This window comes from Chryseobacterium sp. CS3K3.1 (genome assembly GCF_059515165.1).
This window is the reverse complement of record NZ_JCAKRV010000003.1, coordinates 1-12,968: the sequence shown is the minus strand read 5'-3', so window position 1 is coordinate 12,968 and position 12,968 is coordinate 1. Positions and strand designations below refer to the sequence as shown.

Sequence of the window (12,968 nt, the reverse complement as noted above, 5' to 3'; positions counted from 1 at the left end):
CCCGAAACCCGAAACCCGAAACCCGAATACATCATCCGCAAATAAGGGAAAACCCCTAGTTTCTGAAAATGGGAGCTTCCCCTCTATACCAGTCCTTGCTTTACCTTGAAATTTGTCTGATAACCTATTCTAACATTAAAATTATATTATGAATAATCAGAACAGCGAAGAAACAGTAATTCCCTTTATCATTGTGCAGCCGGGATACGCAACAGGAGACATGTTTGCCATTGCCGCCACCTTAATAAACAATGAAAGATACCATGTGTTGATTTCTACAACAATGGATAAAGACAGAAATATGACAGACCCTTATGATAATAGCAAATCTATTATAGAATTCTACAAAAGTTCCGGAATAGATGAAAGCAGGATCCATACTCATAATGTGGCCGAAGTGCGGAGTCCGGGGCTGGCAAGCGAACTTAAAAAAAAGGTAGTCACCCTTGTAAAAATTTATGATAATAATATTTCAAGAGGAGAAATAATCAGAAACTACTACAAACCTGTAGGAGAAGGCACACGGTATATCGCGGACAACTTTTCTGATAACATGAGAACTGCATTAAGAAACGCATGGGACATCAACGGGAGCCAGGATAATGCAATAAGAATATGGCTGGAAACCCAGGGAATCCCGACAAGCGGCAATAATCTATTAATTTTATGGTCCCGTTTCAGCGGAAAGGGAGGTGATATCCATATAGAACATGATACCAGCTATTGGGGAATCAAGCAGATTGTGCACAGGGTGGCAGATATGTATGATGCCGTTATCATTACCGGGGATAAAGGATATCTGAAAGAAAGAGCAAAGAAATATGATGAAACAGCTGATGAAATTAACGGCAAGTCTCCTTCAAGAAAAGTTTTCAATATTACGGAATTCTGGAAAGGAAATTCTCCGGAACTGAAAGCATGGGGAGGAAACACCCGTATGGGACAGTTTAAGCTGTATGAGTATTTTGAGACACACTTTCAGAATGTAAAACATCTCGGGTTCAGAAGCGGTAATCTGGAAGTGATGGCCATGCTGGGATATAAGGTTCGGTATATGGAAGAAAAAGGCAGTGAAAGCGGAGACAGAATGACCAGCTGGTTTGATAAAGGAGATGGTTTTACAGAGGGAACTGGTAAAGCAACAGGATATGAGAGACTTGTACTGGCAGAACCTCCTACAAGATCCGGTAAATTTATTCAATATCAGATTCAGGAAATAAACAAAGAAATCCGGGAAAGGAAGCAACCTTTTGAAGATCATATTAAAAGTTTAAAAGAAAGTGGGGAAAGTCCGCAAAGTCAAACTATTAAAAACCTTGAAAAAAAGATAAAAGAAATAGACGATGAAGGAGAGGCCAGAAAGAAAATATATGCAGGCCCCGAAATGGCTCCTTCCCGTAAAGATAATATTCCTCCGAGTGCTATACCTAAAAAAGGTAAGGAAAGCTTTTCAGAAGGTTTCAGCGAAAACGATATGAAGATTATTCTGAGTTATCTGCAACCTGCAGACTGGGTAGAAAGAGAAACAGCATATGAAAGGTACGTCCCTCAGCGAAGTAAAAACTACGAAAAACTGCTTGAAGGGTAAGAGACTGCATCCTGAGACTATTCAGGATGCATTTGTTTTGTAAGACTAATAATTTAAACATCTGCGGATCTAGGAAAAGATTTTAATAATGAAAACAGTAAATTAGCCAAAATATTTTCCGAATACCCTCAACAATGTCCAAGCTAAAAGCCATAAGAGAACAAAAGAACCTGACTCAGGAAGAACTGTCAGAACAATCAAAGATTTCTGTAAGAACCATTCAACGTATAGAATCGGGAACAGAACCTAAAGGACATACCCTCAGAGCACTGGCTCAGGCCTTAGGAATAGAAGAGATTGAATTACAGCAGGATCAACCACAAATAATTTCAGAAACAGATGAGATTGAAATAGAAGCAAAAGAAGAGGAAGCTCCAATCAATTATTCATACATTAAAATCATTAACCTTTCCTCACTCATCTTTACTCTTTTACCGCCACTCAATATTTTTGTGCCGCTTATTCTCATGCATAGTATGAAGCAGAGAAACAGTCTTGCAAGACAGATTATTTCTGTTCAGATGATCTGGACAGTGATGGCACCTATTACCTTCATGCTTGGCATCTTTTTAAAGTTCGGAAAACAGTTTACCCTGATCCTGATGATCCTCATTGTTCTCTCCAATGTATTTATTATCCTTCGGAATGCAGCCGAGATAGATAAGAATAAAAAACTGTATTTCAGACTGAAATTCAGTATGATATAAAACCTGTCAGGACTTTGTCGGGTTTTTGTCGGGTTCATTTTTACCCAAAAAAGGAAATGAAGTAGAATCTTTGTCAAAAAAAATAACAATGACAAAGTCTTCAAAATTCATCCTTCCTTTTTTTATGCTGTTGATGAATATCACGCAGGCACAAACAGAAAAAACAGATCCTCTGTATAAAACCATTATGTCGAAAGACAGCCTGTTTTTTTCTGTGGGCTACAATACCTGCAACATTAAACTGATGGAAAACCTGTTAAGCGAAAAGTTTGAATTTTATCACGATAAAGGCGGCTTTGAGAGCAGGGAAAAATTTATCATTGATTTTAAAAACGGATTATGCAAATCCCCGGAAACCTATCAGATAAGAAGAGTGCTTGTTGATAAAAGCACAGAAATCTATCCCATGTATAAAGAGGGAAAGATCTATGCTGCCATTCAGAACGGAGATCATCTGTTTTATGAAAAGATGGGAAGTCAAGCTGAGAAACTAGTCGGGGAAGCAAAATTTACCCATTTATGGATGCTGGAAAATAATGAGTGGAAGCTTAAAAATTCATTGAGTTTTAATCATCATCCGAAGCAGACTACCGATAGTGAAACCATGTTTGATAACGATCAGTCGATGCAAAGCTGGCTGAAAGAAAATAATATTCCTGCCCTGGGACTAGGAATTATAGAAGGAGGAAAGTTGCAGCAGGCGAAAGTTTTCGGCGAGATCAGGAAAGGAATTTCAGCGCCTGATAATGCCTTGTTTAATGTCGCATCACTTACAAAACCTGTTACGGCAATGGTTGTATTACGATTGGTAAGTCTTGGGAAATGGAAGCTTGATGAACCTCTTGATGCCTATTGGACAGATCCAGATATTGCCAACGATTCAAGGCATAAAAAATTAACCACCAGAATGATCCTGAGCCACCAGACAGGTTTTCCCAACTGGCGATGGATGAATGCAGATAAAAAGCTGAATTTTCAGTTTGATCCCGGCACCAGATACCAATACTCAGGAGAAGGTTTTGAATACCTTCGGAAAGCACTGGAAAAGAAGTTTGGGAAAACATTGGAGCAGCTTGCACAGGAATTCATCTTCCAGCCTCTCAAAATGAAGGATACCAGTTACATTTGGGATAAAAATACTGATGAATCAAGATTTGTAACAGGATATAATGAAAAAGGGGAAGCTTACCTCGTTGAAAAAAGTAATACAGCCAATGCCGCTGACGATCTCCATACCACGGTAGAAGAGTACGGGAATTTTATGGTGAGGGTCATGAAAGGGAAAAATCTGAAACCGGATGTTTTTCAGGAAATGATCAAAAAACAGGTGAAAATAAAAGATCAAAAATATTTCGGCCTGGGATTCGAGATATATGACCTGGGAAACGGTGATTATGCCTTGTCACACGGTGGAGCTGATAAAGGCACACAATGTATTGCCATCATAATACCTGGTTCAGGTAAAGGAATTGTAATTTTCACCAATATTGATGATGGTTATAAAGTGTATGAGAAGCTGGTTCGCCATTATCTGGGTAAGGAAGGGAAGAAAATTGTAGATATAGAAACCAGATAGCAGATTGTTTTTTTCAGGGTTAAAATAATGATGTGATAAATCTTTGTATCTTCGGGGTATCAATCTGAAAACAAGAAAGATAATCAAAAGATTTGTTTCGGATGCAATACGATGAACAGAAAAAAAACGAAAGCTATGTGGCAATATTATCTCATCCTTGCGGCAGGTATCATTCTGTTTGCAGCAGCATTATTAAGTTTCAAAAATACTCTTTCATTCCTGAAAAAAGCAGAAAAGGCAACGGCAACCGTTACCTCATTAAGGGAATATGAATCAGAGGGAACCGTATTCAGTCCGGTCTTTACCTTCCGGTCGCAAAATAATATGGAGCATACTTTTGAACTGGCGGAAGGAACCAATCCCTCAGCATGGGCCATTGGGGAAACTGAGACTGTGATCTATGATCCTGAAGACCCTTCTTCAGTAAGTTTATATACCTATTTCAGAATTTTTGCCTGGCCTTTAATCCTGATCTCAATAGCACTTCCACTACTGGTGGTGGGAAGCGGGTATTTTATCGCAGAACGGTTTTTAAAATAATCTTCATTGTCAATTTCTTGAGCTGTTTTCAAGGAAACTCTTTATAAGTTTTGTTGTACTGAAGCAAAAGCCCTTACCGGAAAAGTTCCGGCTCCTTTGAATTTTGGCGGGGCAGCTGTAAAGGTAAAACCTTCATCAGGAAGCTGATCCAGATGACAAAGATGTTCCGCGATTACTATTTCAGCGCCCAGAAGAATGGTGTGTACAGGCCGGCTTTTGCCTGTTGTGTTATCGATATTATGAGAGTCAATCCCTACAAGTTTTACCTGGCAGTCTTTAAGATATTCTGCCGCGCTTTGTGTAAGGTAAGGATGATTTTCATAATAGGTTTCGGTGTTCCAGTGGCGGTCCCATCCGGTATGGATAAGTACTGCCTTATTTCTGATTTCCCTGTTTCTGAGATATTGATCTGTAATCTCCAATGTCTCCGTATAAGGAATCCGGATTACTACCGCTTCTAATTCAGCCAGTTTTTCCAGTTCCATCTCAGCGGTATCCTTTCCGTTTTCAAACCTGTGGAAAGGACAGTCGATATAAGTTCCTGTATTCATAACCATTTCAATCTTACCAATTTGAAACGAAGTTCCTTCCTCATACAATTTTTGTGATTCCGTTCTGCTGAGATAATCACAGATATGAGGCGCCGGAAGCCCTTTATAAGTAATAAGTCCTTCTTCAATCGTGTGGCTCAGATCGATCAGCCGTTCCGCAGGAGGTTTTTGTTTTACAGTCTTTCTTTTATGGGGTTCGTTAATGATCTGCTTATTCAGGATATTGACTTTACCAGCCATTAGAAGCCGGAGATCATCAATAATATAATCAATCAGTTCCTGGTCTGTAATATGATCTCCTGTAATGTCAAGTCTGAATTCTTCCCCTTTAAGGCTTCCCCCATTAGTAAAATACACTTCAAAATCAAATTGTACTCTTTTGTCCATTATTAAAATATTTAGACAAAAGTGAAGAAAATCAGATCCTGTTTACTTGACTTAAGTCAATTGGCCTTAATTTTTTACTACGGATTCTGCTTAAGGTTTCAGGACTCATCCCCAGATAAGAAGCAATATGGAAAAGAGGAATTCTGTTTTCAGAATGCGGAAACTGTTCAAGAAAATAAAGATACCGTTCATAAGAATCTTGAAGCAGGAAAGAGCTTTCACGGCGGCATTTTTTAATAAACTCTTTCGCAAGGATTTGATTCATGAACTGATGCCATTTCGGATCTTTTAAAAGCCTGTCTGTCACTATTTTGGGAAGAACAATAATTTCTGAAGCTTCCAGACATTGAAAATTAAGAGATGTTTTTTCGCCAGTCAGATAGCTTGTCAGTGCTGTAAAAAAATCATGCTCAAAGAAAAATTCGGTATTGATCTCCCGGTGGTCTTTCAAATAAAAGCTTCTGACAATGCCTTTTTGGAGAAAAAGAAGACTGTCAGCCTTTGAGTTTTCCCGTATGATATAACTGTTGCTTTCCAAATGCTGTATTTTTGCTTCAGCCAGGAGTATTTCTTTTTCTTCATCAGTAAGATCAAACAAAGGATATATTGCTGTTTCGAAGAAAGGACTAAGATCATGCATGGTTTTGAAGGTTTAAACAGTGAAAAGAAACTGCAGGTGATACTACAAAAACAGAGGCTGCAAAATACAGCCCTTAGTTCTATTTTACTTTTTCAAGAAGATATAACTTACCACCGGAAAATCCCAATTTAGGCATAAGATTGCCTTCCAGAACCATTGTTTTATTGGTTACATCGATAACGGAAATATAGCTATTGGAATTGTATTCGATATAATTCTCCTTTTCCTTCGTTGAAGGATTTTTTCCGAATTCCATTGAATATTTTACCCAATCTTCATCCTGTGTGCTGCAATGCACGGGCTTGAATTTAGACTTCTTAGCCTTGAAAACAATCTGATCAAAACCTTCCGTACATTCCGAAGTAAATGAACCATCAGGATTCTGATCTTTTGAAAAATCTTCAAAAGAACCACGGTAAACGCCCACTACTTTCCAGGTACCATCCAGACGGTCTTCATCAATTTTTCCCTTTGCTTTGCTCACTGCCCAGCTGATTCCGTTAACGGTTCCTTTTACCGCTTTGTAACTTAAATTTACCGCTCCGGAAACCACTTTAGTAGCTGTTCTTACCACACATGAATGGAGAACGAATACAGCCGAAGCCAGCAATAGGAATTTCTTCATTTTGATAATTTTTTCAGATACGAAGATAGTGCTTTTAGAAAAAAATTATGGTGATGAATAATGTTTTTGTCCATTAACATCATAATATATAGCACTGTTGTTTTTTCTCCTGTCCGGTTTACCGCCCGAAATTCAGGATTCACCGTTTAATATGACCTTGTTAACGTATTTGCACTTACTTCCGGCTTGGCTTTACCATAATTTTACCATCACAAAACATCACTATTATGAATACTACATTGAACTTCAGTAAAAAAATACAATCCATTTTATCCATGTTTATTTTGATGGGAATGGGATTTTTATCTTTAAAAGCACAGGCGTATACTACGGGTGAAAAAGACCTGGAAAACACAGTGGTCAGATCTGCGTTTCAAAATACAAAGCAAATCAAAGCCGGGTTGTTGAACGTTGGATATGCAGAAGTAGGTCCGGCCAATGGAAAACCGGTTATCCTTCTTCATGGATGGCCCTATGATATCCATAGTTTTGAAGAGTCCTCCGCTATACTTGCTGAAAAAGGTTACCGGGTTCTGGTCCCTTATTTAAGAGGATATGGTACAACGACCTTTGTTTCTCCCAATACAAAACGCAACGGTCAGCAGAGTGCTGTTGCATTGGATATCATTGCTTTTATGGATGCCCTGAAAATCGATAAGGCCATCATTGGCGGTTTCGATTGGGGAGCCAGAACTGCAGATATCATGGCAGCCCTTTGGCCTGAACGATGCACCGGACTGGTAGCAGTAAGCGGCTATTTGATTGGAAGTCCAAAGGCAAACGAAAAACCTTTGCTTCCGAGTGCCGAGCTGTTATGGTGGTATCAGTATTACTTTTCAACGGAAAGAGGGTATAAGGGGTATAAGGCTAATACTTTAGCCTTTAATAAACTGATCTGGAAAACAGCTTCCCCAAAATGGGCTTTTGATGACCAGACCTACGAGCGTTCTGCCAAAGCATTCGATAATCCTGATCATGTAGATATCGTGATCCATAATTACCGCTGGCGTCTGGGATTGGCAAAAGGAGAAAAACAATACGATGCGCTTGAAGCTAAACTGGCTAAATCTCCATCCATTACAGTCCCAACCATTACTTTGGAAGGCGATGCCAACGGAGCAGCATTTCCCGCACCGGAAAGTTATGCTTCCAGATTTACAGGCAAATATGCACACTATACCTTAACAGGTGGAATTGGACATAATTTACCGCAGGAAGCTCCAAAAGCATTTGTAGATGCAATCATAGAGGTGGATTCTATGTCGCAAACCAGATAAAAACCTGAAAGAATTACAACAAAACCACTGCTCAACAACAGTGGTTTTATTTATTTTATCCTAAACTAGTTTTTAGATTCTTCTTCAAGCTTCAGCTTATTTACCAAAGGATTGGCATACATGGCCAGGAAATACTCTCTGGAAACAGGATCTGAAGGATCTATGCGCATTTCAAGCCTGCGGACAAATAACTGTTTTTCCTGCTCCGTATATTCGGAAGCGTAAGTATTGGTGTTGTGAAGCAGATCGTAAGCGATATACTTGGTTGGCCAAAGCTTATAATTACTGATGATAGAACGGTCAATCACCTGTGCAATGGCCTGCAGCTGTTTGTTTTTGTTGTCAATGGTCGCTGCAATTTCATCCAGTTCTTTATCCAGAACATCACCGGCATGAAGGTGGATGCGTTTCTTTTGGCCCAGAATTCCGCTGATGATATTGGTGAAATCTTCATTTTTCCCTTTAATGTACTCTTCATCCCTGTGTTGTGCCAGCAGCTGAGGCATTTTTAACGAATCTGTAGGGTCATACTCATAGGAAATGGAGATCGGAACAATCTTTAATGTTTTAAAATAATCCGTCAATGATTGGTCTCCGGCTGCCATGGCAAGCATTTTCAAAACACCTTGCTGGGTAGAATCGTTGCCGTTTTTGGTACGGCCTTCACGCTGGGCAATCCATACAGAGCGGTTTTCCTGAAGGAGCAGTTCTTTAATATACTCAGACATCGTCTGTGAACTTGTCAACTGTTCACGAAGTGGCAGACCTCTTTGCACCAAAAAATTCCGGTTTAGTTTTGCCAGTACGTTTAAGAAATTCTTACGCACAAGATTATCTCCAATGGCAGAAGCTGTCATTACATAACCGCCTTCCAGCAATACCAGATTAAGCAGTGAAGTATCCAGAACGATATCCCTGTGGTTCGAGATGAAAAGGTAAGAAGTGTTTTTATCCAGCTTATCAAATCCTGAAGTCGTTAAACCGTCAGAACTTTTTGCAAGAATCTGGCGAACGGCAAAGGCTACAAACTGATGCTGAAAATCACTGATGGAATGAACATCCTTAAACTGTTCCAGCCAAACCTGCTCATCCGTATCAGGAAAAGTAAAATTCATAAAGGCTTTCATCATGGGATCACGGGCGATACTCTGTAATCTCTCATTCACTTCCTGATCATTGAAATACCGGATTTCATCAAACTTAGACATGCGGTTGGGTAAAAATTAAAACTTTTTGCAAAAGAACGAAAATTTATCGGGGGAGAGGGTATAAAGGGTGTTAAAGTATTATGAGGGGCGTAGGAGTTTGGGCTCGGCAGCACTCTTCTATCTTAGTTTGTAGCAGAAATTCAATAGAAATGAGGCTGTCTCAAAAGTACCCCCTCTCTCGGACTCCTGCCTGACAACTTTTGTCATTTAGGAAATTCTCAGAGCGTTAATTTACCTTTTGAGACAGCCTCATTTTAATAAGAAAACATCCCTTTGGCTTTAGCCTAAACTTAAACGTGTTATATTGAGATTCTGCGGAATGACAAATAGGGCGGATAGTTTAAGCGAATAGTTTATATCGTGTTCCTAGTACATAAGTATCATTTATATACTTCATTATACATCCACTTTGTCATTCAGCAGAAATCTAAACTTTTTGATTATAAAATTTATATTCCAATCAATCTTTTAAAAGACTTAATCCGGAGCAGCTTAGGTAAGAAAATGATCATTTAAAAGATTAAACATCATCTAACTTTCCAATGATGTCTTTAGCCTCAATTGGATTTCCCAGGCTAATTAAAGTTTCAATGATTGAAGAAGTTGAAATTCTATTTTTTGTTTTATACGCCAGTAAATATAATAGAGCCTCAGAAGTTAGCAATATAAATCTTCTAACATCTGTATTCCAGGTAATTTCATTAATGAAACTATCCAAATTTGATTTGAATGAATTACTGACAATAATAAATCCAAATTTTTTATATCGTTCCTTTTGTAAGCTTGGGATAATCTTATCAATATACTCTTTGATAGCTCTGTCATCAAGCCCAAGAGCATAGCCGTTTGAATATGCTTTGGCATCCATCAGAAATGCAGTATCATCATCACTGTGTTTAATAATGGCATCAGGATTGCGTCCTGAGCCTTGTCCTAATATATTCACTTCAAAATCCAGTTGCTTAAAAATTTCGCAAACTAGTTTTTCATAAGCACTTCCCTTTGAAGAAGATGATTTTTCTTTGTCATTTCCCAGTTCAATAAGTTTAGCCACTTTTGGAATCAGATAGTCTGTCAGTTCGAAAGATGTACTGACTGTAATGGTCTTTTCCTCCTCAACTTCTAAAATTTCGACTTCTTCTTTTTTCAACTTAGCAGGAGACTGTTTATTAGGATTCCCTTTAAAGTTCCAGAAAGCATGCTCCGCTGACCAGTTGTTTATATCCTTCCCGGAGTAAGAGCCTAAAAGCTTTTTTATTTCTTCATTTAATAAGTAAAAATATTTATATGCTTCAACCTGGCTCTCCGTTTCATTCCAAAGTTCAAGCTCTCTATAAGAATTGATTAATGATGTATACAAAATGGGCCACTTCTCATAATCTTGAACTTGCCAGAAATAAGACAGAAAATAAGATACTGAACCAGGATTAGGAGCCCTTCTTTTATCTTTTGCTTTTGAATAAATATTTTGGCTATATTTTTCTAAAGCAGCAATTTTAGTAAAACTTTCTTCCAGGTTTTTAGGCTCGGCAATGGTTTCTTGGATTAGTTTGGTTAAGTCCTTGATATTGGATTCGCTATTCTTCACTAATTGATTGAAAAACATTTGTCCTTTTGTTGCAGTAAATCCCCACAAATTATTTCTTTTATTAAAACTATCTACATTGGTCTTAAATTGATAAATATTAATTTTATCCGACTGAAAGTCATTGATGAATTTTTTTAGTTCAACAATTGCAGCGAGCCTTTCCTCGTCAATATTAGGAAGCTCATTCCCTTTGGTATCATGCACTTTTTGATTAGCGACATAATTATCCCATATTTTTTGAATGTATTGTGTTTTTTGTTTTGAAATCATGGTTTTTTGAAATTTTGTTCTTTTTTAATTATTATTCAGAATAAAAGGAATTACGCTTTGATTTAGAATGTTTAATTTTTGGAAATATTCGATAGCAATAATAAGAAAATCTTTAGTTTTACTCATGAGGAAACACAGATTTATTGAGTATATGGCACATGAAATAGTTCATATACACTATAGATCCTGTTTTAATTCATTAGGTGACTGTAAAACAGTAATAATAAAACTCTTCATAAATTCCTTAAATGTACCATTTTTAACATCAATCCAGAATGCAGCATCATGTTCTATGTTGTGATATTGTAAGAAAAATAAAGGCCACCAATGTTAAGTTCTGAATTTTACGCCTAAATAATTTCTAAGATCATTCAGGTATACTTTATCGTAGTGTGAATCCATATATTGAGGTGTTTTTACCAAACCATAAATAACTCCACCTTCTTCATAATTGAATTTTATGAAAAAGTTTTTAAAGACAGGAATTTCAAAATGATGAAACTGTTCATTATATATGATCCGCATTTTTAATTCTTCGGTTAGCTCATCTACAAGTTGAGACATTTGCTGATCAACAAGATTTTTCATTTCCTGTTTAATCGAATTTAAAGTATTGGATACTTTAAAAGCCGTTTCTATATTTTCTTCAGTTTCAGTGATAAAATGATTTAATGAACCCAGGTCTAAATTTTCTTTTCCCATATAATTTTCAATAAGTTGACTTTCAAAATCTACCAGAAAACAACGTACTCTTTCATTTTCTGTATTTTTTATAAATTCTTTTAATAAAGGTATGATATGCTCTTCGTAGTTGATTAAATAGAGTTTTCCTGTTTTTATCAGTCTTTCAATCTCTTTTCCACCACTGTACTCTGTTAATTCCTTTGATTTTGGGGTTAAATAGAGCAGCTGATAATGATTATTACTGATATACTGTAAGTATTTTAAGTAATCTTCAACCTGATTTTCCTGATCTTTTGTCCAGGGATAAATTTTATTTTCAATTCCCAGAACACTTGATTGGTCCTGGTTCCTTAGGACAATGTCTACTCGTCTGTTTTCAAAGGTTGAATCTTCTAAAATAACCTGAACTTTTTTCGGAGTATCATAAGGGAAATACAATCCTAATTCTTCTTTGAACAATTTCAAATAAATATCTCCCTGGCCATGGTCTTCATTTGGATCTAGAAAAAATGCTATTATTTCGGAGACTTTATTTTCGTTCCAGTTCAGGAACTTCATAGCATTGAATTTAGAAGCTAATTTGTTAGAATGTCTTTTTTCATATTCCATCTCAAACTTAGAGCGGGCCTGGATCTCCCGGAAAAAAGAAATATAATCGTTCATGATGTATTAGTTAATCTGTTTTTACTCTTCTTGGCAATAATAACGAAAATCTCCAGTTTCTGCTTACGGGAAAGCGTAAATTTTCTTGAAAGTCACTATAAATATTGCTCAGAAATACCCATAGGCCCTTCGGAAGTCCCTCTGGCCCCTTCACCAAGCCCCTGGAGGAACTTTATGAACGGTCTCTACCCCCTTCATGAAGGGGCTATACCCCCTTGGGTAAGAGGGTAGACGGACTTGGGTAAGGGGCCCCACCTACTTATATAAGAGGGTAGAGACCGTTGTCCAAAGGGGTAGAGACGGTTGCTATACAAGCTGGAGGAGGTTAGGGAAGGAGGTAAGAGGAGTAAAATACTATTGTAAGAATCATGAGCATTATTTATCTGGCTTCATCAGTGGCGCAGCCACCATTCCTTTGCTCCCTCCAATCATCAATTCAAATCAATAAAACCTTTGCATTTTAAAATATTCTGTTTCTTCATATGTAATGGCTTATTATTTTGTTTTAAACGCAAGGTCCCAAAGTTTTCAATATTGATATGTTTTGTAAGGCGCAAGAAAATCAAAGATTTTCAGCAGGTAAGTATATTGGGTTATAGCAATTTTATCGGAGATAAAATCTTCCTATGTTTGTATAAGTTATAATTTTCCTTATCTCAATTAT

At 37.4% G+C, this 12,968-nt stretch carries 11 protein-coding genes; 5 read left to right on the top strand and 6 right to left on the bottom strand.

The window, feature by feature from the left end:
* Window positions 1–148: 148 nt before the first annotated feature.
* The 4 genes from AC5YGI_RS03965 to AC5YGI_RS03950 all read left to right on the top strand — a co-directional run bounded on the left by AC5YGI_RS03965 (window position 149) and on the right by AC5YGI_RS03950 (window position 4,411).
* A complete protein-coding gene (locus tag AC5YGI_RS03965) occupies window positions 149–1,588 on the top strand; it encodes a hypothetical protein (protein WP_496167579.1) in 1,440 nt (479 codons plus the stop codon).
* Between the two features lie 134 nt (window positions 1,589–1,722).
* On the top strand, window positions 1,723–2,295 hold the full coding sequence (locus AC5YGI_RS03960) for a helix-turn-helix domain-containing protein (protein ID WP_496167578.1): 573 nt from the start codon (window positions 1,723–1,725) through the stop codon (window positions 2,293–2,295).
* Window positions 2,296–2,383: 88 nt separating this feature from the next.
* Window positions 2,384–3,871, top strand: coding sequence for a serine hydrolase domain-containing protein (locus AC5YGI_RS03955; protein WP_496167577.1), 1,488 nt, complete (start codon window positions 2,384–2,386; stop codon window positions 3,869–3,871).
* Window positions 3,872–3,982: 111 nt separating this feature from the next.
* Window positions 3,983–4,411, top strand: a complete 429-nt coding sequence (locus AC5YGI_RS03950; RefSeq protein ID WP_330747162.1) for a DUF3592 domain-containing protein — start codon at window positions 3,983–3,985, stop codon at window positions 4,409–4,411.
* A gap of 41 nt (window positions 4,412–4,452) precedes the next feature.
* Here AC5YGI_RS03950 and AC5YGI_RS03945 read toward each other — a convergent pair whose 3' ends face one another.
* The 3 genes from AC5YGI_RS03945 to AC5YGI_RS03935 form a co-directional block, all read right to left on the bottom strand.
* Complete coding sequence (locus AC5YGI_RS03945; RefSeq protein WP_496167576.1) at window positions 4,453–5,349, bottom strand: cyclase family protein; 897 nt, start codon at window positions 5,347–5,349, stop codon at window positions 4,453–4,455.
* 31 nt (window positions 5,350–5,380) lie between these two features.
* The gene (locus AC5YGI_RS03940; protein ID WP_496167574.1) at window positions 5,381–5,989 is read right to left on the bottom strand and encodes a Crp/Fnr family transcriptional regulator; all 609 of its coding nucleotides are present in this window, start codon (window positions 5,987–5,989) and stop codon (window positions 5,381–5,383) included.
* Between the two features lie 79 nt (window positions 5,990–6,068).
* Window positions 6,069–6,614 (bottom strand): hypothetical protein, encoded by a 546-nt coding sequence (locus AC5YGI_RS03935; RefSeq protein WP_446105266.1) that lies wholly within the window; start codon window positions 6,612–6,614, stop codon window positions 6,069–6,071.
* A gap of 227 nt (window positions 6,615–6,841) precedes the next feature.
* Here AC5YGI_RS03935 and AC5YGI_RS03930 point away from each other — a divergent pair, with 227 nt between their 5' ends.
* Window positions 6,842–7,891: an alpha/beta fold hydrolase gene (locus AC5YGI_RS03930; protein WP_496167573.1), complete on the top strand. Its 1,050-nt coding sequence runs from the start codon at window positions 6,842–6,844 to the stop codon at window positions 7,889–7,891.
* A gap of 65 nt (window positions 7,892–7,956) precedes the next feature.
* Here AC5YGI_RS03930 and AC5YGI_RS03925 read toward each other — a convergent pair whose 3' ends face one another.
* The 3 genes from AC5YGI_RS03925 to AC5YGI_RS03915 form a co-directional block, all read right to left on the bottom strand.
* Window positions 7,957–9,099: a 1-acyl-sn-glycerol-3-phosphate acyltransferase gene (locus AC5YGI_RS03925; RefSeq protein ID WP_496167572.1), complete on the bottom strand. Its 1,143-nt coding sequence runs from the start codon at window positions 9,097–9,099 to the stop codon at window positions 7,957–7,959.
* Between the two features lie 520 nt (window positions 9,100–9,619).
* Window positions 9,620–10,957: a restriction endonuclease FokI C-terminal domain-containing protein gene (locus AC5YGI_RS03920; protein WP_277695246.1), complete on the bottom strand. Its 1,338-nt coding sequence runs from the start codon at window positions 10,955–10,957 to the stop codon at window positions 9,620–9,622.
* Window positions 10,958–11,287: 330 nt separating this feature from the next.
* On the bottom strand, window positions 11,288–12,304 hold the full coding sequence (locus tag AC5YGI_RS03915) for a PDDEXK-like family protein (RefSeq protein ID WP_496167571.1): 1,017 nt from the start codon (window positions 12,302–12,304) through the stop codon (window positions 11,288–11,290).
* Between the last annotated feature and the right edge of the window lie 664 nt (window positions 12,305–12,968).

Coding starts and splice junctions, on each gene's coding strand:
- AC5YGI_RS03965 (WP_496167579.1), top strand. CDS start 149: ATGAATAATCAGAACAGCGAAGAAACAGTAATTCCCTTTATCATTGTG.
- AC5YGI_RS03960 (WP_496167578.1), top strand. CDS start 1,723: ATGTCCAAGCTAAAAGCCATAAGAGAACAAAAGAACCTGACTCAGGAA.
- AC5YGI_RS03955 (WP_496167577.1), top strand. CDS start 2,384: ATGACAAAGTCTTCAAAATTCATCCTTCCTTTTTTTATGCTGTTGATG.
- AC5YGI_RS03950 (WP_330747162.1), top strand. CDS start 3,983: ATGAACAGAAAAAAAACGAAAGCTATGTGGCAATATTATCTCATCCTT.
- AC5YGI_RS03945 (WP_496167576.1), bottom strand. CDS start 5,349: ATGGACAAAAGAGTACAATTTGATTTTGAAGTGTATTTTACTAATGGG.
- AC5YGI_RS03940 (WP_496167574.1), bottom strand. CDS start 5,989: ATGCATGATCTTAGTCCTTTCTTCGAAACAGCAATATATCCTTTGTTT.
- AC5YGI_RS03935 (WP_446105266.1), bottom strand. CDS start 6,614: ATGAAGAAATTCCTATTGCTGGCTTCGGCTGTATTCGTTCTCCATTCA.
- AC5YGI_RS03930 (WP_496167573.1), top strand. CDS start 6,842: ATGAATACTACATTGAACTTCAGTAAAAAAATACAATCCATTTTATCC.
- AC5YGI_RS03925 (WP_496167572.1), bottom strand. CDS start 9,099: ATGTCTAAGTTTGATGAAATCCGGTATTTCAATGATCAGGAAGTGAAT.
- AC5YGI_RS03920 (WP_277695246.1), bottom strand. CDS start 10,957: ATGATTTCAAAACAAAAAACACAATACATTCAAAAAATATGGGATAAT.
- AC5YGI_RS03915 (WP_496167571.1), bottom strand. CDS start 12,304: ATGAACGATTATATTTCTTTTTTCCGGGAGATCCAGGCCCGCTCTAAG.